Here is a 26497-nt window from a genome sequence, read left to right as displayed (position 1 = left end):
CGCCACCCGGCCCGAGGCGGGCCCCGACGGCGGCGCGGCGACGCGAGGGACGCCGTGGACGGCAGGTGGCGCGCCGGGTCGCGGCGCATTGGCAGGTGCGCCGGGCCTGCGGTGGAATAGGGTTGGTCTTTATCCGTCCTTTACCCGGCGTGCGCCCCCGCGCCGCCCGATCGAGGAGGTCCGGTGGGCACGTCGGAGCGTCCGGGTCGCGGCGACCACGACGACCGTGGGCGGCAGGACGCCGTCGGGGCGCGCATCCGCCGCTTCCGCAAGGAGCGGGGCATGACCCTGCGCGGGCTGTCCACCCGGTCGGGGCTGTCGATCGGCTTCCTGTCGCAGGTCGAGCGGGGCATCTCCTCGATCGGCCTCACCGCGCTGAACGGCGTGGCCGCGGCGCTCGAGCGCAGCGTGGCCGACTTCTTCGAAGGCGAGGAGTCCGACGGCCGCGCCGGCGTCGCCCGGTTGCCTTCGCACTTCACGCTGACCCGCGCCGCGACGGCCGCCACCGAGTACGTCTCGGGGCAGCAGACCTATCGCATGCTGTCGGCCCGCGGGCCAAGCCTCGTGCTGGAGCCGTTGCTGGTGCACATCGCGCCGGGCGGGCGCCGCGAGGACGCCTACGGCCACGCCGGGGAGGAGTTCGCCTTCGTGCTGTCGGGTGAGCTGCTGTACGAGGTGGACGGCGTGGAACACCGGCTGTACCCCGGCGACAGCGTCCACCTGCGCTCGACGGTGCCACACGCGATGTACAACGACACCGACGGCGTGACCACCGTGGTCTCGGTGGTCACGCCGAGGTTGTTCTGACGCCACGCCGAGCGCGCGCTCTGCGGTGAAGGTCCCGGGGGTCACATCCGGGTGCGGGCCGACCAGAGCTCGGGGAAGACCTCCCGGCGCAGGCTGCGCTCCAGCCAGCTCAGCCCGCTGGACCCGCCGGTGCCCGGTTTGGCGCCCATCGAGCGGCGCACGGCCATCAGGTGCCGGTACCGCCAGTCCGAGAACCGCTCCGACAGGTCGGTGAGCGCCTCGGCCAGCTGCCACAGCTCCTCGCCGGGACCGCCCTCGGCGTACACCCGCACCCAGGCGTCCTCCACCAGCGGGTTCGGCGCGTACTCGGCCGCCGGATCCCCCGGGGGCGGCAGCTCGAACCCCCGCCTGGCCAGCAGGGCGAGCACACTGTCGTACAGACTCGGCCGGCGCAGGGCGTCCAGCAGTTCGCGGTAGACGGCGGGGCTGCGCTTGTGCGGCCGGGTGAGCGGCTCGGACTTGTTGCCCAGCAGGAACTCCAGGTGCCGGTACATGGCCGACTGGAAGCCCGAGGCCTCTCCCAGCGCCTCGCGGAAGGAGTTGAACTGGGCGGGGGTCAGCCAGCTCAGGGCCGCCCACGAGGCGTTGAGCGCCTCGAAGTAGCGCACGCTGCGGGTCAGCACCGCGGTGGCCTGCACCACCTCGCCGGCGTCCAGCAGCCGTTGCGCGAGGCGCCACTCCGAGCGGATCAATCCGAAGTACAGCTCCATCACCTGGGTGGTGACCAGGAAGGCCCGCTCCTCCGGCACGTCGGTGACCGGCCGCTGGAGCCCGTGCAGGGCCTGCGCGGCGACGTACTCGTCATAGGGGGTGCCGTTCGCGAACTCCAGGTTGGGCGACGCGTGGTCGGCCACCGGGAGGGTTGCGCGCCGGCGCCCGTCGAGGGCGCGTGCCCGCGCGCCTGCGACCCGCCGTCTGCTCGTCATGCTCAGCTCCTTAGTTCACCTCCATGTTCACTTAGATAGAATTTTAGTGAAATGACGGGCCGACGCCGCTTTGGCCCCTTCACTTTCGGAACGGAAAGTACGAAGCGGTTTCCGGTTTACGGATGACGGAGCGTGACCGTGGACGCGATGGACTGGGCCCTGCTCGCCGAACTGCAGGCGGACGCACGACTGTCCTACAGCGAACTGTCCCGCCGGGTGCACCTGTCGGCCCCCGCGGTCGCCGAACGGGTGCGGCGGCTGGAGGAGTCCGGCGTGATCACCGGCTACCACGCCCGGGTCGACCCCTCCCGCGCCGGCCGCAAGGTCAGCGCGCTGATCCGCATGTCCTGCTACGGCGTGCGCTGCGTACTGCGCGACCGGCAGGCACTCGCCTGGCCGGAGATCGTGGAGGTGCATCGCGTCACCGGCGACACCTGCTGCCTGCTGCGCGTCGCCGCCACCTCGATGACGGCCTTCGAGGAGCTCATCGACCGCCTGGCCCCCTATGGGCAGCCCTCCAGCATGATGATGCTCTCCAGCCCGCTGCCCTGGCGCGCCCTGGCCCCCGCCGACGAGTGACGGCCCGCCGGCCGCCCGCGGCCCCGGCATGAGCGGACCGCGGCACGAGCGCCGTTCTCACGTTCGGCGATGGTATGGTCACGGTAAGCACACGGTCACGGTCGGCCCACGAGACTTAGGCAGGCTCATGCAGGCTTTCACGCTGCCCGACTTCTACATGCCTTACCCCGCCCGGCTCAACCCCCACGTCGAACGGGCCCGCCTGCACAGCACGGCATGGGCGCGCGACATGGGCATGCTGGACACCCCCCGGCCGGGGGGCGGCCTGGTCTGGGACGAGGCGGCGCTCGCCCGCATGGACTACGCGCTGATGTGCGCCTACACCCACCCCGACTGCGACGGCGCGACCCTCGACCTGATCACCGACTGGTACGTCTGGGTGTTCTTCTTCGACGACCACTTCCTGGAGTTGTTCAAGCACTCGCGCGACCTGGCCGGCGCCAAGGCGCACCTCGACCGCCTCGAGCTGTTCATGACCGCCGAGGGCGACACCCCGCCCGAGCCCGCCAACCCCGCCGAGGCCGGTCTGAAGGACCTCTGGGCGCGCACCGTGCCGGCGATGTCCCCCGCCTGGCGGCGGCGCTTCACCACCAGCACCCACAACCTGATGGTCGAGTCCATGTGGGAGCTGGACAACATCGAGCGCGGCCGGGTCGCCAACCCCATCGAGTACATCCAGATGCGCCGCAGGGTCGGCGGCGCGCCGTGGTCGGCCGACCTGGTGGAGTACGCCGCGCGCGCCGAGATCCCCGCCCACCTCGCGGGCACCCGGCCGATGCAGGTCCTGTCCGACACCTTCGCCGACGCCGTCCACCTGCGCAACGACCTGTTCTCCTACCAGCGCGAGGTGCGCGAGGAGGGGGAGAACTCCAACGCCGTGCTGGTCCTGGAGCGCTTCTTCCGCTGCTCCACCCAGGAGGCCGCCGAGCTGGTCAACGACCTGCTGACCTCCCGGCTGCAGCAGTTCGAGACCACCGCGCTCACCGAGGTGCCCGCCCTGCTCGCCGAGCGGGCGGCGCCCGCACACGAGCAGGCCGCCGTCACCGCCTACGTCAAGGGCCTGCAGGACTGGCAGTCCGGCGGGCACGAGTGGCACGCGCGCTCCAGCCGCTACATGAACGAAGGCGCCGCCTCCGCGCCCACGCTCGGCTGGGACGCCGGCGGTCCGCCGCCGGGGCCGTCCGGTCTCGGCACCTCGGCCGCCAGGGCGTTCGCGGCGACGGTGCGGCTCGGCGTCCGGTCGCGCTCCCGGCAGCACTCCGCCGTCCTGTTCGCGCCGGTCGGCCATCTGCCGCTGCCCGAGCTGTACATGCCCTATCCGATCCGCATGAGCCCGCATCTGGCCGCCGCGCGGCGGCACGCGGTCACCTGGGCGGGCCGGATGGGCATGTTCGACCCGCTGCCCGGCACCTCCCTCGGAGCCGTGTGGGACGAGGAGCGCTTCATCGGCATCGACCTCGCCCACTGCGCGTCGATGATCCACGCCGACGCCACGCCCGAGCGGCTCGCGCTGAGCACCGACTGGCTGACCTGGGGCACCTACGGCGACGACCTGTTCCCGGTGTACTTCGGCACCACCCGCGACCTGGCCGCGGCCCGGCTGTGCCAGCGGCGCCTGCGGCTGTTCATGCCGCTGGACCTCGGCGCCACCCCTGAGCCACTGCACGCCCTCGAACGCGGCCTGGCCGACCTGTGGCGACGCACCGCCACCGGGATGGACCCGCAGGCGCGGCGGTTCTTCCGCGCGTCCGTCGACGACATGACCTCCAGCTGGCTGTGGGAGCTGGCCGGCCAGATCCAGCACCGCGTCCCCGACCCGGTGGACTACGTCGAGATGCGCCGCAAGACGTTCGGCTCCGACATGACGATGAGCCTGGCGCGTCTGGCGCACGCCGGAGCCATCCCCGCCGAGATCTACCAGACCCGGGTGCTGCGCGAGCTGGAGACCGCCGCCCAGGACTACGCCTGCTTCACCAACGACCTGTTCTCCTACCAGAAGGAGATCGAGTTCGAGGGCGAGGTGCACAACATGGTACTGGTCGTCGAGCGGTTCCTCGAGGTGGACCGCCTGCGGGCCCGTGACGTGGTGGCCGAGCTGATGACGGCGCGCATGCGGCAGTTCGAGCAGATCGTCACCGAGGACCTTCCCGCGCTGATGGACGACCTCGGGCTCGACGAGCCGGCCCGCGCGCTGCTCACCGGCCACGCCGACTCTCTGAAGGACTGGATGGCCGGCATCCTGGAGTGGCACCGCCGCTGCCCCCGCTACACCGAGGCCTGGCTGCGCGGTCACCACGCCGGCCCCTCATCCGCCGCCGCGGGCCGCTCCCCCGTCCTCGCGTCGTCCTCCACCGCCCGCCTGGCCCCGGTCACGGTGTCCCCGGCGCCCGCGATCCCCGGCCCTCCGCTGTCAGAGCCCTCGGTTCCGGTCGCCCCAATGCCACCGCTGCCGAAGCTCCCGGTCCCGGCCGTCCCCGCGCTGCCGGCCCGCACGCATCCGGTGCCGTCGACCCCGGCGGCCGTCCCGGCTCCGGCGAGCACCGCCCGGGGCATGCCCACCGTACCCACGGCGGGACCGAGGCCCACGCCGGCACCGCACGCGCCACCGGTCGCGCACCACCTGGGCCCGGCTGGTGACCACGCGCCGCCCGCGCACGACGCACCGGCCGATGATCGGGAACCCGCTGTCATCGGCGCGGCGGGGAGCCGTGCACCGGGCAGCTGGACGGCGCCTCCGCCGACCGGGCTCGGCACGTCGGCCGCACGCCCGGCGCCCGCCTGACGATCAGAGGTGGATGAGGCTGCCCTCGTGGTCGATGTGGTCGGCGGTCTCGTCGTCGAACCACACTCCCTCGGTGGCGAGGTACCGGAAGCGGTGCACGCCCGCCGGGAGGATCACCGAGATGGTGCGCGTGCCGTTGCGGCGCCGGCGTAGCTCGTGGCGGCCAGGAGCCCACTCGTTGAAGTCGCCGACGACGCTGACGACGCCGGTGGGCTGGTCCACCGGCAGGCAGAAGGTGACACGGGTCTTGCGGCCGAACAGCCGGGTGCGCTTGAGCATTGGGGGGTCCTCCGGGTAGTGACGCCTCCAGCTTGTCGCACCCGCGCGCGGCGGACATACGGACACGCCAGGCGTAACACAGTGTTCACCCCAAATCCCCCTGCTCCCACCGGAAGACCGCACGCCACCCGGGAGCCGACACGGCCGATCCACCACCTGCGATGGAGGCGGTGGCCTTGCCGCGCCGCCACCACGCGTGCGGGCTGGCTGTGGATGCCGAGGCGGTGTGCCGCTGTGGCTCAGGGCCGGCCGAGGCGGCGGGCGAGCTCGGTCATGGTGGCCGTCCAGAGAGGAGAGGCCGGGTCGATCACGGCGAAGTGGTCCCCCGGGCCCTCGATGAGGGAGGCCTCCTCCCCGGCCGCGGCCGCGTACCTGCGGGCCATGTCCACCAGGTCGGGGTCGTCCCCGCCGCCCTGGACGACGAGCTGCGGCACGCCGAGCGGCAGCCGTTCCATCGGGCTGGACGCGGCGTACGCCTCGGGCAGATCGTCGGCGGTGCCGCCGAGCGCCGCGGCGACGGCGCCCGTGCTCATGTGCCGCCGGTCCGCCTCGGTGAGGTCGAGCACTCCCGCGAGCGACACCGCCACGGTCACGACGGGACCGCCGCCCGGCGTCTTCGACGGGCCGTCCGGCGTTGCCGGAGCGCCGGCCGCGGCCTGGGCGAGGCCGGCCTGGGGCCGGCTCGCGGGGCCGGTCCCGGTGGCCTGCCGGGCGGTGTCGGCGGCCTGCCGGGCGGTGTCGGCGGCGAGGCGCAGGGCGAGCTGGCCCCCCGCCGAGTGGCCCAGCACGGCGATCCGGGTCAGATCCAGCGGGACACCGGCCGCCGCCTCGCGCAGCGCCGCCAAGCCGGCCGCGACATCGTGGGTGGTCGCGTCCCATCCGTGCAGGTCGGGCCGGCGGTACTCGAGGTTCCAGGCGGCGTACCCGCGCCGGGCCAGGTCGATGGCGATGGCGTCCATCAGGTCGGCACCCCAGATCGACCGCCAGTAGCCGCCGTGCAGCAGCACGGCGACGGGCGGGGGCGCCTGATCGGCCGCCGCCGACGACCGCGGCTCGAGGGAAGGCGGGGGCGTCGGGTCGGCGGCCGACGACCGCGACCGCGGCTCGACGGAGGACGGGGGTGTCCCGTCGGCGACCGTAGACGGCAGCCGCAGTTCCGCCCACTGGTCGGCGTGCTCGCCATAGGGGATGCGGCGTGCGGGCGTGCGCAGCCGGTGTACCGCGTGCCGGACGGCCCACGCGAGCCCCCAGACCCCGCGGCCCTGCACGTGCGCCGCGCCGCCCGCGGCCTTGACCGGGCCGACACGGGTGATGTCCAGCCAGACGACGCGGGGCGCGCACGCGGGGGGCGTGGCGATGAGCCGTCGCAGGTCCGGGTCGGGGCCGGGCAGTGCGACGATCGCGGCGTCACCGTCCGCGGCGTCCAGCTCGTGGCGGAAGGCGGCGGCGTCGGCCGCGACCCTGAAGCGGCCCCCGACGCCGAGTGCGGCCAGCTCACCGGCCGCCATCTCCTCCAGCAGCCGGACGTCCGCGGCGACACGCGGGCCGACCAGAACGAGCACGTGCACTTTCCTGCCCCCCAGGCGTCTCCCGGCGAAGGTGGAACCGCGGCCACGCCGGGCGGGCACCGCGGACCGCCTCACCCTACCGACGCGGGCACCGCCCTCCCGGAGCGGGCCGGGCCGCTCGGACGCGCCGCGTACACCCCTGCGCCACTGGTCCGGCATGAGGCGACGGCGGCGGCCGGTCGCGATCCGCGCCCGGCCGACGGTGATGACCGTTGCGCGCCGATGGACGACGCTACCGCCGTGACGCTCCGCCCCCTGAGTGCGGCCGGCTTCTCGTCTCCCTCCGCCGGGGCGACACGCCCGGTCTGGCGCGACGAGACATCAGGCAGGCGATCGCCCGGCCTGGTGGACCCGGTGGTCGCCTAGTGCGCCGTCTAGGAACGTCGACCGGCTCGGACGCCGTGGCCGGTGCCGGCAGCGCCGTACCACGACCCGCCGGCTCGGCGCCGATCACATCCCGCACATGGCCGGAGTGGGGAGCCGCGCCCGGTGAACGTACGCGGTCACCGCACCAGTGTCCCGAGCCGGAAATCCGCCGGGTAAGTCATGCCGGTTCCCACCAGGCGGGATGCATGAGGACCGCTCGCCTACCGCGTCACTGGGGCCCATCGACTCAGATGACGAACTTCTGGCGCGGCACACTAGGTTTGGAGCTCATGACAGAAAGTGCGTCCGAGAACGGCGGCGCGCCGATCAGGTCGAGCGAGTTACTGGGATTCCCGCCCGAAGCCCGCGTACTCATCGTCAACTGCGACGATTTCGGAATGACCGAGGCGATCAACGCGGCGGTGATCGCCTCGATCGAGAACGGGATCGCCCGCTCGTGCAGCCTGATGGTGCCCTGTCCGGCCGCCCCGCAGGCCATGGAGTGGCTGCGCCGCCGGCCGGAGATCTCGTTCGGGGTCCACCTCACGCTCGTGTGCGAGGCCCCCCGGCACCTGTGGGGACCGATGGCGGCGAAGGAGAAGGTCCCCTCGCTGCTCGACCCGGCGGGCGAGCTGTTCGCCCCCACACCCGAGGGACGCGCGGAACTGCTGGCCCGCGCCCGCCTGGAGGAGGTCGAGCGGGAGTTCCGCGCGCAGATCGACGCCGTCGATGCCGCGGGGCTCGCGCCCACCCACCTGGACTTCCACTGCCTGGCCGACGGCGGGCGCGACGACGTCCTCGACCTGACCGTGGCACTGGCCGCGGAGTACGGCCTGGCCGTCCGGGTGTGGCTCGGCCCCGCGCGCCGGAAGATGCGGGAAAGCGGCCTGCCGGTCGTCGACAACGACTTCCTGGACAGCTTCGCCCTGGACATCGACGGCAAGAACGACCGGTACGCGCGGCTGCTCCGCGACCTGCGGCCCGGTCTCACCGAGTGGGCGGTGCATCCGAGCACCGGCGGTGCCGAGGCGGCGGCGGTCGACGGCGGATGGCAGGTACGCCGGACCGACTACGAGTTCCTGACCTCGCCGCAGGCGGGAGAGCTCCTGCGGCAGGAGGGCGTGCAGGTGATCGACTACCGGAGCCTCCAGCGCGCCTGGCGCCGGTAGCCCTTCCGGGCCGCCCTCATCCGAACACACACTCCTCCTCACGACACGTGCCTGGATGAAGTCCGCTGCCTTCCCGGTGCCGGAGACCATCGATCCTCACCATGCGAGCCGCGCCGGTGGTCGGCCCGCCGGCACGGTGGCTCGCCTTGGGCGACGCGGGCGCCGAGGTCTTCGCCCGGTGCGGCGAGCGCGCCGCGGGCGGCGTCCAGCGCCGCGTGGGCGGTTCACCCGGTCTCCGGAGCCGAAGCACCCAGCCGCCCGGACGGCGGTTCGCGAGTTCGACGTCACGGCCCCCTCGATCACCAAGGCGACCTTCGACCACCTCGCCTCGCCGGAGTGGACCGCAGCCTCATCGCACGCGGCGGGCGGGGGAACGGTCGAGCAGGGGCAGCACGGCGGTGGCGAGGAGATGGACGCCGCGGTCGTCGGTCAGGCCGTGCGGCGTGCCGAACTCCACCCTGCGCACACCCGCGTCGATCAGGGCCTGCGCCTGTGCCGCCACCTGCTCCGGCGTACCGGAGAAGGCGAACAGATCCAGGACGTCTCCGGGGATCAGCGCCCCCGCCTCCCGGTCCCGGCCCTGCGCCACCAGCTCTCGCACGCGGGTCACCAGATCGGGCGGGACGTGCGCGGTGGGGTCCAGTTCGGCCACCACCGCCAGGTACATCGCGACCTCGGTGCGCGCCCGGTCGCGCGCGGCGGCGCCGTCGGTGTCGACGACGGTGACCGCGCCGAGGACGATGCCGACCTGCCCGGTGTCGCGTCCGGCCTCGGCCGCGCCGGCGGCGACCCGCTCGCGGACGACCGGGACCATCGCGGGGTTGGCGCTGCCGCCCACCTTGATCTCGTCGGCGACACGCCCGGCCAGCGCGGCACCTTTGGGCCCCCAGGTGCCGAGGAGCAGCGGCGGGCGCGGCCGGTGGACCGCGTAGCGCAGCCGCGTGCCGGGGTCCAGGCGGAACATCTCACCCTCGTACCCGCGGTCGTCCCCGCCGAGCAGCCGGTAGACGACCTCGGCCGCCTCGGCGAGCGCGGTCAGCGGGCGCGGCCGGTCCAGGCCGACCGCGCCGAGCCAGGTGCCGCGCGCCAGGCCCAGGTACGCGCGGCCGGCGGAGGCCAGGTCCAGGGCCGCGATCTGCCCGGCGATCTCGTACGGCGCCAGGGAGTAGGGGTTGAGGCACGCCGGGCCGAGCCGTACGCGCCGGGTGGCGGCGGCCATCTCCAGCAGGGCGGGGAGCGGCGGCTGGTACATCAGGTCGCCGAACACGCTGAGCACGTCGAACCCGTGCCGCTCGGCCAGCCGGGCGAGCCTGGCGTAGTCACCGGGCCGCTTGTCGCTCTGCAGCCCGAGCCCGATCTCGGCGACGGTCATTTCCGCGAACTCCCTTCCGTCCGTTCCAGGTGCGGCTCCCGTTCGTGCTCCCACCGCAGGTCACCTCCTTCCCCAGGCCATCGCGTCAGGTCAGGTCGGTGGAGTCCATCCGGCGGCGGCGGATGCGTTCGACGCGCATGACCAGCCGTTCCTCGGGGTCGGGGCAGGCGAACTGCGAGTCCCTCGCCAGCCAGTCGCCCGGCGCCAGATCGCGCTGCTTGGCGGCGAGGAAGGGCAGCACGGCCGCCAGCGCGTAGACGCAGAAGTGCCGGCCGTCGGGCAGGCGCAGGTGGGCGCTGTGCTCCAGGTCGAAGTGGTCGCCGACGCGCATGCCGCAGACCGAGCGGCCCTCGATGCGGTCCACCACCACCCGCAGGTCGTACAGCTCCATGTCACCGGATTCGGGGTCCGTCCCATCCGGCGGCGTGGCGATGCCGCCCGGGGGTGCGGTTCGGGCCTCGTGCCCGGCGTCCGCGGGCTCGGCATCGGGTGCGCTGCTGGGTGTGACCTGGGGAGCCGGGTGCCGGGGGAACCGCGGGACGGGGTGCGGGAGTGGGGTGTCAGTCATGGTGCGCCTCTCGTCAGCGACGACCGGGAACGGCACGGCCTGGGACGGCACGACCGGGGAACGGCACGACCGGCAACGGCAGGGCCTGGGACGGGCGGACGGCCAGGACGAGGACGTCCGGGGACGGCCTGCCGGGAAGGCCGGGTGGTCATCGGCGGGTGGCGCGGTCGTCGCGGACGACGGTGCCGCCCTTCATCACCCAGCGGATGCCGCGGAAGGCCGCGGTGCCGGCCAGGGGATCGCCGTCCATCGCGATCAGGTCGGCGTACCGGCCCGGCTGGACGGTGCCGATGTCGGCCTCCGCGCCGAGCCAGCGTGCCGGGTCCAGGGTGGCCGCGCGCAGCGCGCCGGCGGGGCCGAGCCCGCCCTCGGACATGTGCTCCAGCTCGCGAACGGTGGCGCTGGTGCCCTCGAACGGCCAGAAGGGCGGCATGTCGCTGCCCAGCATGACGGTCACTCCGGCGGCCAGGGCCATCGCGTAGCTCTCCAGGTGGCGCGGGCCGGCGCCGAGGGCCCGGCACTGCATCCACTCGGGTACGCCGAGCTGGTCGAAGAACTCCTTGCAGCGGGTGACGAGCAGGGTGGGCACCAGGGCGGTGCCCTGCCCGGCCATCGCGGCGGCGACCTGCGGGGTCAGCTCGTAGCCGTGTTCGACGCAGTCCAGCCCGAGCTCGACGGCCGCGGCGATGACGGCGGCCGGGCCGGCGTGCGCGGTGACCTTGCGGCCCCAGGCGTGCGCGGTGTCCAGCACCGCGGCGAGTTCGTCGCCGAACAGCTGGGGCGTGTCGATGCGCTCGTGCTCGCCGGCGATGCCACCGGAGATCATGACCTTGATGAGGTCGGCGCCCGCCTTGAGCTGGCTGCGCACGCCGCGCCGGAATCCGTCGGCGCCGTCGCACTCCAGGGTGTCGCCGCCTTCGTGCCCGTGGCCGCCGGTGCTCACCAGGGCGCGCCCGGCGGTGTACAGGCGGGGCCCGGCGACCTGCCCGGCCTCGATGGCGCGGCGCAGCGCGAAGTCGGCGCCGTCCTTCTCGGCGACGCAGCGCACGGTGGTGACCCCGCATTCCAGGGTGCGGCGGGCACCGCCGGCCATGTACAGGGCCAGGTCGTGCGGTCCCATGGCCTTGACCGCCTCGCCGCCGGCACCGGGCAGCGACAGCGACAGGTGGGTGTGCATGTTGACCAGCCCGGGCGTGAGGTGGGCGCCGCCGAGGTCGATGCGCGGGGCGTCCGGCGCCGTCCGCAGCACGTCGGCGCGCGGCCCCGCGGCGGCGACGCGCTCGCCGCGCACCAGCACCGCGGCGTCGTGGAGCGGGGCCGCGCCCTCGGCCGCCCTGCCGTCCACGACGGTGCAGTTGACGATGACCACCTCGTGCATCGGCCGGCCTCGATCCAGAAGAGCACCGCTGTTCGTGAACACGCTTAGCAGCGTGTTCACGGAACTATAGCGGGCCGACCAGGAGAATCCGAGACCTCCTCGCATTCGAATCAGCCATGTTCATGAAATTTCACTCGGCCTCGGCAGAGGCGGCCTCGGCGCACCCCTCGAACTGCGGCACGGTGAACGTCAGGGCGAGCCCGGAGCGGGCGAACCACTTCTGCAGGAGCTTCTTGGCCGTCCCGTCCTGGTACATCTCGGTGATGGCCTTGTTGACCGCCTCGCACCCGTCGACGTCCCCGGTGCGGATGCCGATGCCGTACCGCTCGTCGCTGAACGGCGCGTTCACGATCTTGGTACCGGAGGTCGCGAAACCGGTGAGGATCAGGTCGTCGGTGGAGACGGCGTCCACCTTGCCCGAGCGCAGGTCCTCGACGCACTCGCTGTAGGAGGCCGCGGGGACCAGGTCGACCGGGATCTTGCGCTCCTCCTTCACCCGCTTCCAGGAGTTGGAGCCGGTGACCTGGCAGAGCTTGCGCCCGCGCAGGTCACGCACGTTGGACACCCCCGACTCGCCGGAGCGGACCAGCGTGTCCTGGTGCGCGACGTAGTACGGGCCGCCGAAGGCGACCTTGGTCTTGCGCTCGGCGGTGATGGAGTAGCTGGCGACGACCAGGTCCACCGTGCCGTTCTTGATCATCTTCTCCCGTTGAGCCGAGGGCGCGGTGACGAACCGCACCGGCTTGCCGAGCCTGCCGGCGATGTAGGTCGCCACGTCGACGTCGAAGCCGCTGTAGCGGCCGTCGCTCGCCTTCACCCCGAGCGCCGGCTGGTCGGCCTTGACCCCGACCACCAGGGTCTCCTTGTCCAGGATCGAAGTGCCGACCGCGCAGGAGACCGCCGTGGGGACGAGCACCGCCACCGCGGCCAGCGCGGCGGCGGCACGGCGCAGCGGCCGGCCGCCGGGCGCCCGGCCCGCGGAGCGGCGGAGCCGGCCGTGCCCGGACCCGCCGGGAGGCGTGCGTGTGAGCGTGACCATCGAGTCGCTCCCTTCAGCGGTACTCGGCGAGCCGAGGGCGGACACCGACAAGGACCAGCAGGATGGCGGCGAGCGCGGCGGCCGGCGGCAGCCAGTTCCACCCGCCGAGCGCGGCGTCGCCGTCGCGCACCGCCGCGTCCAGCGCCTTGCGGTGCAGGGCGGTGAGCTTGACCAGGGCGTCGTCGTAGGAGGCGAAGGCAGGACCCATGGCCTCGCTCACCGCCGCGCGGCGCGCACCGGAGGTGGCGAGCTGCCGCAACCGCCGGTCGCTGCGCTGGAACTCCTGGTAGCCGGTGAGGACGGACCGGAAGGCCGGGAACTGGCCGGGCAGTGACAGCCCGCCCGCGGCCTCGGTCCCGAACAGCCCCAGGAAGTCGATCTTGTTGCCGGAGATCCGCTGGTCGAGCGCGGCGTAGTACTTGTCCAGGTTGCCGGCCTCGACGTAGAGCACGGCCTGCGACTTGTCCAGGTACACCTGCTCGTAGGTGTCGGCGCGCTGCGGGTCGAGTAGGTAGCGGCTCTCGTCCCCGTGGAGGGTGTTGCCGATGGCGCGGGCCCGCGACAGCGCGAGGACGGAGTTGAAGCCGTCCTCCTTGGCGTCGCGCAGCACGTTGGACTCGTGCTGCAGGACGACGGCCGCGGCGACGGTCAGCGCGGCGACGACGACGGTGGCGGCCAGGGCGGGCAGGTTGAGCGTGCGCCGGAAGCGCCGGCTCAAAAAGACCTGCAGGGTGATGAGCACGGCGAGCGCGAGGCCGCCGGCGACGCCCACCCACAGGCGTCCCTGCTGGACCGAGGACAGCTCGGCGAGGTAGGCGCGCCGGACGATCGTGCCGCTGTCCAGGGTCAGGTTGTAGGCCTTGGGCAGCAGGTCGAGCCGCATCAGGTCGGTGGCCTGGCGGTAGACGTCCAGGACGGCCTGCGGGGGCGGGCCCGCCGGGTGGCCGGACCGCTCGTCCAGCAGCAGGGCGCGGGCCGCGAGCCGCTCGTAGCGGCCGAGGCCGTCCAGCACCGCCTGCACGGTCGCCTGCGCGCTGGCGTCACCGCCGGCCAGGTCGGCGGCCTGCAGCACGGCGCGGTCGGCCTGGGAGCGGCGTTCGTCGTAGCGGTCGAGCATGGTCTGCCGGCCGGGCCCGAGCCCGCTCTCCCGCCCGGTGAGCAGCAGGGCGGCGACCTGGGCGTCCATGTCGCTCAGCGCGAAGTACAGGTCGGCGGTGGTGACGACCTGCGGGCCGGCGGTGTGGCCGATGACCCGCAGCCCTTCCCTGGCGTGGCCGACGGCCAGGCCGACGGCGGCGAAGACCAGCAGCACGGCGGCGACGGCGAGGCCGGCCAGCAGGCGGATCCAGCCGGGGACGGTGCGCACCCGCAGGGCGCGGCGTACCGGCACGGGCCCGGCGCCCGGCCCCGCGGCCGGGACGACGGCTCCCCCGGGCTGCCCGGGGACGGGACCGGCGGGCGCGGAGCCCGGAGCGGGCGGGGCCGCCGGCGCGGAGGCCGGAGCGGGAAGCGTCATGTCAGGACCTCCGCACCGTGATGAGCGTCCACGCCCCGACGTGCACGCGGTCGCCGTCGGCGATGGGCACCGGGACGTTGACCTCCAGCAAGTCGCCGTTGACCAGCGTGCCGTTGGCCGAGCCGGGGTCGACGAGCTCCCAGCTGCCGTCGGGCTGGGCGAGCAGCACGGCGTGCAGGTGGGACACGCCGGGATCCTCCGGCGGGCCGGACAGGTCGATCTCGGGCACCAGCGAGCGGGACTGGCTGTGCCGCCCGATGCGCATCTCGGGGCCGGACAGCGGGACCCGCCGCTCGGGGCAGTAGGGCGGGAACGCCACTCGCGCGGCGTCCGGCCCGCCCTGGCCGATCATGGTGTCGTAGTGGGCCCGATCGGCGCTGATCACCGCGACCCAGCCGGTCCGCGCGGAGCCGGACGGCTGCGGGGCGCCCTCGCCGGCCGGCCACCCGGCGGGCTGGACGGGCCGGGACGGCTGCCAGGCGTTCTGCCCGGACGGCCGTCCTTGCTGGACCGGCTGGGCCGGCCGCCACGGGGGCGCGGGCGTGGCGTTGCCCGTCGGCTGGGCGGGCTGCCACGGCGCGGCGGGGCCGTTCGGCGTGGACGGCGGTGCCGCCGGGGGCGGCGCGGCGGCCAGAGCCGGGCGTGCGCCGCCGAGCACGAAGTCGTACCCGCAGGTCTCGCAGAACCGGCCGTCGCGGTCGGCGCCGCAGTCGGGGCACACCTGCGCCCCGCCACCGGAGCCCTCCCCCGGCGCCGGGCCCCCCGCGGACGGGGAGGCCCCGCCCGGATGCGGCCCGGGCGCGGGCGACCCGGTCATCCGCGCGCCGCAGATGTCGCAGTACTCCTCGTCCGCCGACTCGTGTCCCACAGGGCAGATGGCCATGCTCAGCCCTCCGGGTCCTTGCGCATGCGGACGGTGCGGACCGAGCGCGTGTCGAGCGCTATCTCGTCCGCCTTGTCGACGACCCGCTTGAGGCGGGCCGTCCCGCTCTCGGGATCGATCTCGACGACCTTGTCGAGCAGCTTGGCGGTCTCCTCGTTGCCCGCCCGCTGGGCGATGCCGCGCGCCCTGCCGAGCCGTGCGGTCGCGGTCTCGACGTCGCCGGCGTTGCGTGCCTGCAGGCCCTCCTGGATCAGCGAGGCGAGCTCCTGCTGGCCGGTGTAGTGGGCGACGCGGGGGTTGATCCGGGTGGACTGGGCCGGGTCGTCGCTCCACTGGGCGAGGATGTTGCCGACGGCCAGCACCTGCCCGGTGTCGGGCACCACCAGCCTGACCAGGCCCGCGCGCATCTCCTGGCCGACGTTGCCCGGGGGCACCCGCACGCTGATGTGGTACTCGCGGGTCTCCCCGCCCCACGAGCCGGTGGGGTAGTCGCCGGTGAGCGCGTCGACGTCGGTGCGCCGCCCGGTGAGGTCCTCCAGCGACGGGGACACCTGCTTGACGAAGTTCAGCGTGGCCGCGCGCGGCGTCCACAGCCGCAGCGCGACGTCGGCCACGGTCTTGCCCATGGCGGCCTCGGTCATGGCGCGGAAGTCGGCCTCCAGCTCCTCGGGCCTTCGCACGTCCATGACGCTGCCGAGCAGGGTGGACCCGATGCGGCGCACCTCGGCGACCACCCAGTCGGTGCCGACGCCGCGGCAGTCGCAGACGAACTTCCCGGCGCAGTAGGCGAGGTTGGCGTCGAACTCGGGAGCGGGCTCGTGCTCGTTCTTACCGTCGGTGAGCAGGATGGCGTGCCTGATCGCGCCGGGGTGGCTCACCTGGTGGGCGCTGAACAGGTCGGCGGCCCGGCGCAGCCACCGGCCCATCGCCGTGCCGCCGTCGGCGCGCAGCCGGGCGACGGCGTCCTTGGCGGCCTCCCGGCTGCGCGGGTCGGCCGGGGCGAGCCGCCCGTCGCCGGGGAAGACGACCTCCGCCTGGTGGTCGCCCGCGATCACGGCGAAGTACACCCCGTCGCGCAGCGTGTCGATCGCGGCCTGCGCGGCCTTGCGCGCCTCGGCGATCTTGCCGTACGCCATGGACCCCGAAGTGTCGACGATGATCACCTCGGCCGCCTCCGTGGCGGTCGCCCGTTCCACCGGGCCGCTCGCCTCGACCGTGACGATCGCGTGGACCTCCTGGCTCCCCGCGGGCAGGTACTTGTTCTGGTCCACACGAATGGCGAAGTCAGTCACTTCTCTCCTTCGGGAATGCCACCGTCGTCTCCGCCCGCTCCCCCTGTCCGAACGGGATCACCGCGACGGTGATGTTGTCGTGTCCCCCCGCCTCGATGGCCAGCCGGACGAGCCGGCGCGCCGCCGCCAGTGGCGGGGCGCCCAGCGTCGTGGCGGCCAGCGCCTCGGGCTCGGGGTAGTAGTTCCACAGGCCGTCACTGCACAGCAGGACGGCGCCGGGGCCGTCGGTGGTGAAGCTGCGCACGTGCGGGACGACCTCTCCGGCGTCGGCGCCGAGCCAGGCGGTGAGCATGTGCGTGCCCGGGGTGGCGTCGTCGATGGTGAGCAGCGATGAGTGGTCGCCCAGCCAGTACGCGCGGCTGTCGCCCACCCAGCCGACCGTCACCCGCCGCCGCTCGACGACCGCCGACACCAGGGTGCAGGCGGGTGAGTCCTCGCCGGGGCGGGCGGCGGAGGCGACGGTGCTGGCCGCCAGCCGCACCGCGTCGCGGGTGGCGCTCTCGGGGCCCTCCCCCTCGGCGAGCCGCTTGGCGATGGTGGCCGCGGCGACGTCGGCCGCCGCCTGGGAGGCCTCGTCGGGACGGGGCGAGGTGGACACTCCGTCGCAGACGACGGCCACGATGGCGTCCTCACCGGCGGTGATCAGCGCCATGGCGTCCTCGTTGCGGCTGTGCCGCAGGCCGCGGTCGCTGACCCCGGCCATCGGGCCGAGCTCGATCTCCATGTGGTCGCGGCCGGTGGGCTGCAGCATGCCGCAGTTCTCGCAGTAGCCCTCGGAGCCGACGCTGTCGGACCCGCACGCCGTGCACGGGCTGGAGCGGCCGGCCGCCGCCGCGACGGCGAAGGCGGAGGGCGGGGCGGGGGCGGGCTCGACGAACGACATGTCGTGCCCGCACTGCTCGCAGAACGCCTCGCCGGCCAGGACGGTGGTCCCGCACACCGGGCAGGGGCGGCTCACCACAGCGTCCTCGGCCGCACGGCGTTGGCCCGGCCGATGAGCACGTGACGCTCCTCGGTGGAGCGGGCCGACCGGGCCAGGGAACGGTAGACCCGTTCCAGCTCGCCCCGCACGCCCTGCTCATCCAGCCGGACGCCGAGCAGCGTGCCGCCGCCCGCGCGGGCCTGGCCGGTGGCGAACCGGGCGAGCGCGCTCTCGAGCACCTCCGAGGCCAGGCCGTCGCGGTCACGGGCGTCCAGCCTCAGGCCGCCCAGCCGCTCGCCGGCGGCGACCAGCTCGGGCTCGGCCGGCGCCTGCCCGCGCACCCCCACGGCGACCGCGGCGACCTGCGCGGCCGTCCGGTGGATCGAGGTGGGCGGCACTTCGTCCAGCACCCGGATCGCCCCCTGCGGGTCGCCGGCGGCGAGCCGGATGCGGGCCAGGCCGAAACAGGCGCTGACGTAGGAGCGGTCGGTGCGCCAGATGGCGGCGTAGTGCCGTTCGGCGTCGGCGAGCGCGCCCAGGATCTCCAGGGCGAACGCGAAGGCCAGCCGCGGCGCCGCCTCGCCGGGCAGCCAGGCGTACATCCCGTCGAAGAACTGCGCGGCCGTGCCGGCGTCCCCGGCGGCCAGCGCGGCGACGCCGCGGTACCACCACAGCCGCCAGTCGCCGGGCAGCTCCTCGGCCACGGCCTTGTACAGGTCGTCGGGGACGGGCCTGGCCCGCTCGCTCAGCACCCGGATCAGGGCGAGCCCGGTCTCGGGGGTGGGCGGCATGCTCTCCAGCATCCCGGCGAGCTCGTCGGGGTCGCCCGCGGTGAGGCCGGCGAGCCGGCCCGCGGCCGGGTCGAGCGGGTCGACCAGCGGCGCGGGGAGCGACGAGGCGGCCTCGACCGGGTCGAGCGGGGCGAACGCCCGGCCGGTGGTGGCCGGGGCCAGATCGGTGCCCACGGCGCCGCGCTCGGGTCCGAAGACCTCCGACTGCGCCGGGTGCGGCCTGCCCTCCTCGGCGGCCCGCACCTCGCGCAGCACGCCGACGAGCTGGTCGGACATCTCGGCGGCGCTCAGGAAGCGGCGGCCGGGATCGGGGTCGGTCGCCCGGCGCAGCAGCCGCTGGAAGGACTCGTTGACCGACCCCATGTCGGGCAGCGGGGCGGCCGTGCCGCCGCTTGCCGGGCTGAACGGGAAGGCCAGCACGGCCAGGGTGCGGCCGACGGTGTACAGGTCCGAGGGGATGGAGGGGCCCCTGGCGGCGATCTCGGGCGCCTGGTAGCCGATGGTGCCGTAGATGGCGCTGTCGGGGTCGTCGACGCGCCGCACCGCGCCGAGGTCGATGAGCTTGAGCTGCTCCTCGACCTGGATGACGTTGGCGGGCTTGAGGTCGCAGTAGAGCATGCCGCGGTCGTGCAGGTAGCCGAACGCGCGCAGGATCTCCAGGCCGTAGGCGATGACCTGGGCCGGGGGGAGCGCCTCGCGGTTGCCGGTCTCGCGCAGCCGGCGGCGCAGCATGTCCTGCAGGGGCTCGCCGCCGACGTACTCCATGACGATGTAGCCGACCATCGTCCCGGTGCCCGGGTCGGGGTGGTTGACGAAGTTGAAGATCTTGACGATGTTCGGGTGGTCCATCGCCGTCAGGTAGCGCCGCTCGGCCTCCGCGGCGGCCAGCGCCTCCAGGTCGCCGGTGTCGAGCAGGCCCTTCATGACCACCCAGCGGCCGTCGAGGTTGCGGTCGGCGGCCAGGTAGATCCAGCCGAGCCCGCCGTGGGCCAGGCATCCCTTGACCTCGTACTGGCCGGCGACCAGGTCTCCGGGGTGCAGCTTGGGGGTGAAGGAGAAGCGCTGGCCGCAGTGCGGGCAGAACCCCTCGGGGCGGCCGGGGCGGCCGTCGCGCTGCCGGCCCACCGGCTTGCCGCAGTCGGGGTTGCCGCAGAACCGGCGGTCCTCCGGCACGACGGGGTCGGCGAGCACGACGGCGGACGGGTCGCGGTAGGGAACGGGGGGCACCTCGACCAGCCCCATGCCGAGCATGCCGCGGCGGGCCCGGCTGCTGCGGCGCGAGCCGCCGGTGGCCCCGGTGACGCCGGCCGACCCGGTGGGCATGGTGGCGGGTGGCATGCCGGCCGACGGGGCGCTCGCGCCGGACGGCGGCACCGCGCCGGAGGCCGGGGCGGCGGAGCCGGTGGCCGACGGCCAGGCGGTGCCGGAGCGGCCGGCGGCCGGGTGCGGCGCCGAGGGCCAGGCGGTGGCGGGGTGGCCGGAGGTGCCGAGGCCGGGCGGGCCGGGCGGAGCACCGTGCGGCGTCCAGTGCCCGCCGGGCGGAGGCGGCGCCCCGTTGGGTGGCGGTACGCCGGGGGCCGCAGGGCCCGCCGGGGGCGGCGCGGTGTACGGGCCGGCGGCCCCGGAGGGGGCGGCGTGCCGGCCGGACGGCGGGGAGTGCCCCTGGCCGGGGGCGGCGGCCGGCGGATGGGCCGCGGCGGGCGCGGGCGCCATGCCGCAGGTGTCGCAGTACCCCTCGACGATCGTCCCGGCACAGCCGGGTTGGGTGCATCCGGTCATCCGGCCGCTCCGATCCGCGTGATGGCCCGCTGGTATTCGGCGACCGCGACAGTGGCCCGCCGCAGGTCGCACGGCGCCGACCACAGCAGGTCGCGGGCCGTGCCGTACAGGTCGGCGAGGGCGATGTCCTCGGCGTGCCCGAGGCGCACCGCCTTGGCCTGGTAGGCCGACAGCCGGCCGCGCAGCTCGTCGCGGCGGCCGATCAGGCCGGTCATCGACTCGGTGACCCGCTGGGCGTGCGCCAGCGCCTCCTCCACGCCGCGCTCGAGCGAGGTGAGCCGTTCCACCAGCTCCAGCCAGCGGCCCCCGGCGGTGCCGAGCGCGGCCAGCCGGTCGCGCAGCGCGGGCGCCTGGCCGGGCATCTCGGGCAGCGCCGGGGAGTCGATCTTGGCGAGGACGAGGTCGCGGACGCGCAGCGCCTCCCGCTCGGCCTCGGCCACCGCCTCGATGCGCCCGGCGAGGCGGGCGGCCCGGTCGGCGTACTCCTCGCGTACCCGCGCCGCCTGCTCCAGGGCGGCGCGGCGGGCCTCGGCGGCGCGGGCCAGGGCCGCGATCTCTCCCGCCAGGCCGGCGGAGCCGAGGGGGTCGGTGGCGACCTGGGCGCGCAGGCGGCGCGCCTCGGCGTCGAGCCGGTCGAGCTCGGTGTCGGCGGCGCCCAGCGACTCGCGCAGCTCACCGGCCGCGCGGCGGGCCGCGTCGGCGCGGTCCAGGTCGGGGAGCAGCGCCGTCCACGCGGCGTCGACGGCTCCGGCGGTCTCGGCGATCTCCCGGTAGGTGCGGTCCATGCGGGCGAGGACGGTGTCGAGGGTGACCCACTCCCCGGCCGCCCGGAGCAGGGAGCGCTTCTCGACCGGCACGTCGTCCGGCTTGAGCTCGACCGAGGCGCCGGTGAGCAGGGCGGTGAGCAGGCCGAGGTCAGGGCGGGAGGCGGCCCTGGCCTCCGCCGCGAGGTCGAGCACGCGGCGGTAGGCGTCGAACAACCACCACAGGGTGACCAGGGAGGCCTGGGCCTGCTCCCAGCGGCGCCCGGTCTCGCCGGTGGGGGTCATGCCGGACAGCAGCCGGTTGCCGGGGTGGGCGTCGAGATCGAGCAGGTCACCGGCGATGCGGTCGCGTTCTTCCACGCGGCGCCGTAAGGCGTGGTCGACGCCCTCCAGGCTCATCGGCGGGCCGGTGGCCCCAGGCATGCCCAACGCTCCGCGCCTCCCCCGGTGCTGGGACGTTCTCGTCCGTCTCCATAGACATTCTTTCCATAATTCGCAGGACCGCGTGCGTTCGGCAGGGGACGTGGCGGCTCGTATTCGATCACATACCGGTTACACCAGGGTCACGGCAGCGTGGCACGGCCCGGACGGGATGGCGGTCGGCGGCCGTGCGGACCGGTCCGGCACGCCCCTGACCACGCCGAACCCGGCCTTCCGTGCGCTATGCCGACCCGGGCGGAGCCGGCGGGTGCCGGGGCGGCCGCTCCCGGCAGATGGTGCGGCCTCCCAGTGGCCACCGGCCGTGGTCACCGCTCCTGGCAGGAGGCCGGGTGGAAGGCGTAGCCGGTGGCGATGAGGGCGACGCAGACGGCGACGCCGAGCAGGATCCACCCGGGCGCCAGGTAGCGCAGCAGCACCGCGCCCGCGCAGGCGCCCACGAAGATCGCCAGTACCGAGGACAGGCGGCGCAGCGCGCGGGGATTGGCTCCGCCGCCCAGGGTGGACTCGGCGGCCAGGCCGGTGAGCGTCCTGGTCAGCACGGTGGTCGTCAGGTCGGGGACGGCGAGCATGCGCACGATGGCGTTCTGCAGTCCCATGCCGATGGCCACCACGGCGATGACCAGCGGGCGCCGTCCCTCGGCGTCCGGCGGGATCAGGGCCGCCACGCCCGCGGCCGCGGCGGCCGCAGCCGACTCGGCGGCCAGGGTCACAAGGACGCGGGAGCGGCGGGTGCGCGCGTGGACGGCGATCCGGCCGCCCATGACCGCCCCGGCCAGGAACGCCAGCAGCGAGGTGAGCGAGGCGGTGGCCGAGAAGCCGTCCGCGCCCGCGGTCGCGAGCCCGAGGATCACCACGTTGCCGGTCATGTTGGCGGTGAAGACGTGCCCGAGGGCCAGCAGGCTGACCGCGTCGACGCAGCCGCTGACCAGCGTGAGCGCCGCGAGTGCCACCGGCAGCGGGTCGGCCCCGCCCGTCACCGCCCGCCGCACCGATCCCCCTCCTCCGCACGCGCGCCTTTGGTGCTGTGACGGTAACCCGGCGTGGCGCCCCGGCCGGGGACGCGCACCGTCCATCCCCTCAGATCGGGGGATGAGGACCGGCCGGAGCGGGCGAAGGATGAGAAAGGTGGCGGGCCCGTGCCCGCCGGGAGACGGCGCGGAAAGGAGCACGATGATCGGCATCGACGTCCCGCTGTGGGCCGCGCGGCTTTGGGCCTGGCGGCACGGCCGGCTGTGGAACCGGCAGGAGTTGGCCGGCCGGCTCTTCGTGGCCGCCGGCGAGGAGGACCGCGAGCGCCTGCCCCGCGCGGCGGACCTCACCGCCGCGATCGGCGCCTTCGAGGCCGGCGAGCGGCGGCCGGGGCCGCTGGAGGGCGAGCTGCTGTGCCGGGTGTTCGGCGTCCAGGAAGCCGAGCTGTTCGGCCAGGAGAGCGGGGAGCCGGCCGGGACGGCGCTGTGGCATCGTCTCACCGGCGTCCCGTGGCTGCCGGGCCGGTTCACGCCCGAGGAGGAGGAGCGCACCGGCCGGGCGATCGAGGACCCGCGCCGGGCGGACGCGGCGACGGTGGCCTACCTGTCGGCCGTCGTCGGCGAGTGCGAGCGGCCCGACCGGCGCCCGGCCGAGCCGGCGGGGGCGCTCGCCGCCATGTTCGCCGTGGTCCAGCGGTTCCGCGGTGAGGCGGGGCGGAGCGCGCGCGCCGCGCTGCCGGCGCTGGCGGCGCGGGACGCCGAGGCGACCGGGCGCCTGCGGTACGAGGCCGGGGACCTGGCGGGGGCGCTGCGATGGTCCGAGCGGGCCCGCCGCGAGGCCGCGGAGGCCGGGGACGAGCTGCTGGTGGCGTGCGCCCTGGCCGGACGGGCGGGGCTGATCTGGCCGGGCAGCGACCCGCGCGAGGTGGTGGAGACGGCCCTGGCGGCGCGTGAGCACGCCGTCCCCTCGCCGCGGCTGGCGGCGGTGTCCCGGCTGCATGAGGCGCTCGGCCACGCGATGGCCGGGGAGGAGGACCTGTGCCACCGCCGGCTGGAGGAGTCGGCCGAGCCGCCCGGCGAGGAGCCCGAGGAGACCACGGGATTCGGGCCGGGCTACTCGCCGGCGCTGCACCAGCTGCTGGCCGCCGACTGCCTGCTCGACCTCGGCCACCCGGACGCCGCCATCGAGATCCTGGAACGTGAGCTTGGCGGACCGGGCGAACCAGGCGAAATCGGTGAAATCGGCACGTTCCCCGGGATCGGCGAAGTCCCGGCCGCGGGGGGCGGCCGGGACACGGCGTACGAACTGGCCCGGCTGGCGCATGCCTACGCCGAGGCCCACGAGGCCGAACGCTGCGCACGGGCGGCGCGCACCGCGCTGGACCTCGCCAGGAGGACCGGCGCGGCACGCGCCCTGCGGGAGCTTCGGGTCACGCGGGCAGTGACGTCCCGAGTTCCAGTGTCGAGGGCAGCTCCGCCCGGCTGGTGATGTCGAGCTTGCGGTAGGTACGGGTCAGGTGCTGCTCGACGGTGCTCACCGTGACGTACAGCTTGTCGGCGATCTCCCGGTTGGTGTACCCGGCCGCGGCCAGCACCGCGACCCGCCGCTCGGCGTCACTGAGGATCGCGGTGACGTCGGCCTGCTCGGCGGCTCCGTTCTGCGCCGGCGCGGCGCCGGCGTCGCCCTCCCGGCTGAGCGACCGGGTGAGCGGTTCGGCGTGGCATTCCTGGGCGACGGCGCGTGCCCGGCCGCCGATCATGCCGGCCCGGCGGTACTCGCCGAGCCCGTGGAACGCCTCGGTCAGGTCGGCCAGCACGCGGGCCAGCTCGTAGCGGTCACCGCCGGACTGCAGCAGGTCGCCCGCCTGGCGCAGCAGCATGGGACGGTGCCGCGGCTCGCTGGTCGCGGCCAGCAGCCGCATGGCGATGCCGTGGACGCGCGGGGCCGCGGTGCCGCACCGCCTGATCTGCTCCTCGGCGAGCCGGCGGGCCTGGTCGGGCCGTCCGAGGCGCAGGCACGCCTCGGCGGCCTCGGCCCGCCACGGGATGAGCCAGGGGACGTCCAGGTCCCAGCGGCCCATCAGCTCGCCGCACCGCTGGAAGTCCCTGAGCGCGAGCTGGGGATGGTCGGTGGCCAGGCTGTAGCGGCCGCGGGCGTGCAGGTAGTGCAGGCCCCATCGGGTCTGGAACATCGCCTCGGGCACCGGCTGGTCGAGCAGGTCGTTGACGACGTCGTACTTGCCCATCGCGGTGGAGGCGATCATCAGGCTGGACAGCGGCCCGCCGACGGCGACGCCCCAGCCGCTCATCGGGATGATGTCCAGGGCGAGCCGCCCGTGGAACTCCGCGCCCAGCATGTCGCCCTGGCGCAGGGCGACCTCGGCGCGGATCGCCGACAGCCGCGCCTGCCTGCTCGGGGCGTGGCGGGAGGACGCCTCGTCGATGAACATGTCACACCAGGGGGCGGCCTTGTCGGGCCGGCCGCCGTAGGTGAGGGCGAGCAGGGCGCTCTCCACGGTGTCCATGGACATCTCGTCCAGGCGGGACCCGCGCAGGATGCGCTCGACCACGGCGACGATCTCCTCGCGCGGGCCGCGGGTGAGCACGGCCGCCAGGGTGATCGCCGACTCCAGCCGGCGGTAGGCCGCGACCGACAGGATGGCGGCGCGGGACTGCTCACCGCTCACCTGCGGCAGGTGGGCGAGGAACGGGGTGTAGGAGCAGCGCAGCCAGGGCCGGGTGACGACCAGTTCGGTGATGGTGTCGGCGTCGAGCTTCTCGCCCGACTCCGCCGCCTCGGCGAGGTGTTTGAGCACCTCCTCGGCGTCGTCGAACCTGCCGTGCCACAGCAGGGCCTTGGCCAGGATCACCGCGTCGGCGCCCCGCAGCTGCCCGCGGTGCATGGCGTCGGTGAGCTCGGGGAAGTGGCCGGTGGGCGTACTGGGGTTGATCCGCCACTCGGCGCGCATCAGCGCGGTGGTGATGCGCACTCGCTGCTGCTCGTCGGTGCAGATGCGGCAGGCCAGCCGCAGGTAGGCGACCGCGGGTTCGACCCGGCCCTCGCGCAGGGCGTGGCGGGCGGCGTCCTCCAGGACGTCGACGGCCCAGGGCTCCTCCACCCGGACGGCGTGCAGGATATGGTCGGCGATCATGGTGGTGGAGCCGCCGGCGTCGTAGGCGAGCACGGCGGCGCGGTGGTGCAGCTCGGCCCGCTCCTTGGGGTCGAGCTCGGCCAGGACGGCCGAGCGGGCCACCTCGTGGCGGAACCGGCCCAGCGACAGCAGGCCGGCGGCCGACAGGGACTGCAGCTCCCGGCTGACGTACTCCTGCCCGGTGCCGAGGAGACGGTCGAGGGCGTCGGGCTGGCCGAGGACGGCGAGGGCGGATGCCACCTGGAGCATCTTGGGGTCGGCGCGGTGCAGGCAGGAGACCACGGCCTGGCCGTACCCCTCGCCGGGGACCAGCTCGGCCGGGGGACGCCCGGCGTTCCTGGCCTCGACCTGGTAGTCCTCGATCAGCCCGGAGACCAGCAGCGGGTTGCCGCCGCTGAGGCCGTACCACTCCGCGGCGAACCGCTCGGCGGCCTCCGTGCCGGCCTGCTCGGCGACCATGCTCATGACGCCGGCCTGCGACAGCGGGGACAGCTGGATACGACGGCAGTGCGGCTGGCGGAGCAGCTCGGTGGGGAAGGAGCTCTCGGCGTACCGGCCGTGGGTCGAGTGGCTGAAGACGGCGACGATGGACGCGAACCGCACCCGGCGCGACAGGTAGGCCAGGCACAGCAGAGATGCGCGGTCGGCGTGGTGGACGTCGTCCACCACGATCATCAGCGGGTAGCGTTCGGACAGTTCGAGCAGAACGGTGCACAGTGCGTGGACGATCTGGGCGTCGACCTGGTTGAGCGACTCGTTTCCGGTGGCCGAGGACGCGACGGTGCGCGCGCCCTCCTCAAGGAGTGCCATGGCGCGGTCGCGCTCCTCCATGACCAGTGGAGCGTCGTGGATGAGCTGGCCGATCACGCCGAGGGGAAGGTCCCGCTCGGCGAGCGAACCGGTCGCGGTGATCGGCAGCGCGCCGAGCTCGGCCGCCTGCTCGGCGAAGGAGTGCAGCAGACCGCTCTTTCCGGTCGCGACCGTCCCGCTGACCAGGGCGACCCGGCCTTTACCCATGATGGCGCTGGCCAGCAGTCCCTCCAAGGAGACCACGGCGTCCTGCCGTTCGATCAGGCTCATCGTGAGCCTCCCTCTCCGACGTCAACACATGTCGCCGCGTGGCGCCCTTCATTTGTCAGGACTTGTCCGAATTCGG

At 74.5% G+C, this 26497-nt stretch carries 20 protein-coding genes; 5 read left to right on the top strand and 15 right to left on the bottom strand.

Annotation, left to right across the window (positions count from 1 at the left end; translation table 11 throughout):
- Positions 1-183: 183 nt before the first annotated feature.
- Positions 184-807, top strand: a complete 624-nt coding sequence (locus tag IEY93_RS17345; RefSeq protein WP_203968636.1) for a helix-turn-helix domain-containing protein — start codon at positions 184-186, stop codon at positions 805-807.
- A gap of 41 nt (positions 808-848) precedes the next feature.
- Here the strand turns inward: IEY93_RS17345 and IEY93_RS17340 are convergent, their stop codons facing one another.
- Positions 849-1733: a tryptophan 2,3-dioxygenase gene (locus tag IEY93_RS17340; protein WP_189164107.1), complete on the bottom strand. Its 885-nt coding sequence runs from the start codon at positions 1731-1733 to the stop codon at positions 849-851.
- Positions 1734-1880: 147 nt separating this feature from the next.
- Between IEY93_RS17340 and IEY93_RS17335 the strand changes: the two genes are divergently transcribed.
- Positions 1881-2312 carry an Lrp/AsnC family transcriptional regulator gene (locus tag IEY93_RS17335; protein ID WP_203968647.1) on the top strand — a complete coding sequence of 144 codons (432 nt, stop codon included), beginning with the start codon at positions 1881-1883 and terminating at the stop codon, positions 2310-2312.
- 127 nt (positions 2313-2439) lie between these two features.
- Positions 2440-5094: a terpene synthase family protein gene (locus IEY93_RS17330; protein ID WP_229691225.1), complete on the top strand. Its 2655-nt coding sequence runs from the start codon at positions 2440-2442 to the stop codon at positions 5092-5094.
- A 3-nt stretch (positions 5095-5097) separates the two neighbouring features.
- On the opposite strand, the gene IEY93_RS17325 is transcribed toward IEY93_RS17330, so the two are convergent.
- Positions 5098-5373, bottom strand: coding sequence for an isoamylase early set domain-containing protein (locus IEY93_RS17325; protein WP_189164106.1), 276 nt, complete (start codon positions 5371-5373; stop codon positions 5098-5100).
- A gap of 239 nt (positions 5374-5612) precedes the next feature.
- Positions 5613-6935, bottom strand: coding sequence for an alpha/beta hydrolase (locus IEY93_RS17320; protein WP_203968635.1), 1323 nt, complete (start codon positions 6933-6935; stop codon positions 5613-5615).
- 662 nt (positions 6936-7597) lie between these two features.
- Here IEY93_RS17320 and IEY93_RS17315 point away from each other — a divergent pair.
- Positions 7598-8476, top strand: a complete 879-nt coding sequence (locus tag IEY93_RS17315) for a polysaccharide deacetylase family protein (RefSeq protein ID WP_189164105.1) — start codon at positions 7598-7600, stop codon at positions 8474-8476.
- 349 nt (positions 8477-8825) lie between these two features.
- Here IEY93_RS17315 and IEY93_RS17310 read toward each other — a convergent pair whose 3' ends face one another.
- The 11 genes from IEY93_RS17310 to IEY93_RS17260 all read right to left on the bottom strand — a co-directional run bounded on the left by IEY93_RS17310 (position 8826) and on the right by IEY93_RS17260 (position 22210).
- Positions 8826-9848, bottom strand: coding sequence for an LLM class flavin-dependent oxidoreductase (locus IEY93_RS17310; RefSeq protein ID WP_189164104.1), 1023 nt, complete (start codon positions 9846-9848; stop codon positions 8826-8828).
- A gap of 85 nt (positions 9849-9933) precedes the next feature.
- Positions 9934-10416, bottom strand: a complete 483-nt coding sequence (locus tag IEY93_RS38240; protein WP_203968634.1) for a TIGR04076 family protein — start codon at positions 10414-10416, stop codon at positions 9934-9936.
- Between the two features lie 148 nt (positions 10417-10564).
- Positions 10565-11836, bottom strand: coding sequence for an amidohydrolase family protein (locus IEY93_RS17300; RefSeq protein ID WP_203968633.1), 1272 nt, complete (start codon positions 11834-11836; stop codon positions 10565-10567).
- Between the two features lie 88 nt (positions 11837-11924).
- Positions 11925-12833, bottom strand: coding sequence for a glutamate ABC transporter substrate-binding protein (locus IEY93_RS17295; RefSeq protein WP_189164103.1), 909 nt, complete (start codon positions 12831-12833; stop codon positions 11925-11927).
- Between the two features lie 13 nt (positions 12834-12846).
- Complete coding sequence (locus IEY93_RS17290) at positions 12847-14349, bottom strand: GlnX family signal transduction membrane protein (protein WP_229691224.1); 1503 nt, start codon at positions 14347-14349, stop codon at positions 12847-12849.
- A gap of 1 nt (position 14350) precedes the next feature.
- Positions 14351-15232, bottom strand: a complete 882-nt coding sequence (locus IEY93_RS17285; RefSeq protein ID WP_189164102.1) for an FHA domain-containing protein — start codon at positions 15230-15232, stop codon at positions 14351-14353.
- A gap of 2 nt (positions 15233-15234) precedes the next feature.
- The gene (locus IEY93_RS17280; RefSeq protein WP_189164101.1) at positions 15235-16524 is read right to left on the bottom strand and encodes a vWA domain-containing protein; all 1290 of its coding nucleotides are present in this window, start codon (positions 16522-16524) and stop codon (positions 15235-15237) included.
- Positions 16517-17482 (bottom strand): PP2C family protein-serine/threonine phosphatase, encoded by a 966-nt coding sequence (locus IEY93_RS17275; RefSeq protein WP_229691223.1) that lies wholly within the window; start codon positions 17480-17482, stop codon positions 16517-16519. The genes IEY93_RS17280 and IEY93_RS17275 overlap by 8 nt, the downstream gene beginning before the upstream one ends.
- Positions 17479-20016, bottom strand: coding sequence for a serine/threonine-protein kinase (locus tag IEY93_RS17270; protein WP_268241561.1), 2538 nt, complete (start codon positions 20014-20016; stop codon positions 17479-17481). The genes IEY93_RS17275 and IEY93_RS17270 overlap by 4 nt, the downstream gene beginning before the upstream one ends.
- Positions 20013-21203: a hypothetical protein gene (locus IEY93_RS17265; protein ID WP_229691221.1), complete on the bottom strand. Its 1191-nt coding sequence runs from the start codon at positions 21201-21203 to the stop codon at positions 20013-20015. The genes IEY93_RS17270 and IEY93_RS17265 overlap by 4 nt, the downstream gene beginning before the upstream one ends.
- Positions 21204-21526: 323 nt before the next feature.
- Positions 21527-22210: a YoaK family protein gene (locus IEY93_RS17260; protein ID WP_189164100.1), complete on the bottom strand. Its 684-nt coding sequence runs from the start codon at positions 22208-22210 to the stop codon at positions 21527-21529.
- A 181-nt stretch (positions 22211-22391) separates the two neighbouring features.
- On the opposite strand from IEY93_RS17260, the gene IEY93_RS17255 reads away from it, so the two are divergent.
- Positions 22392-23678 (top strand): hypothetical protein, encoded by a 1287-nt coding sequence (locus IEY93_RS17255; RefSeq protein ID WP_189164099.1) that lies wholly within the window; start codon positions 22392-22394, stop codon positions 23676-23678.
- On the opposite strand, the gene IEY93_RS17250 is transcribed toward IEY93_RS17255, so the two are convergent.
- Positions 23620-26421: a helix-turn-helix transcriptional regulator gene (locus IEY93_RS17250; RefSeq protein WP_189164098.1), complete on the bottom strand. Its 2802-nt coding sequence runs from the start codon at positions 26419-26421 to the stop codon at positions 23620-23622. The two genes, IEY93_RS17255 and IEY93_RS17250, sit on opposite strands and share 59 nt — an antisense overlap.
- Between the last annotated feature and the right edge of the window lie 76 nt (positions 26422-26497).

This window comes from Sphaerisporangium melleum, assembly GCF_014646695.1.
Lineage (GTDB): Bacteria > Actinomycetota > Actinomycetes > Streptosporangiales > Streptosporangiaceae > Sphaerisporangium > Sphaerisporangium melleum.
The sequence above is the reverse complement of the archived record's forward strand: the minus strand, read 5'-3'. Positions and strand labels throughout refer to the sequence as shown.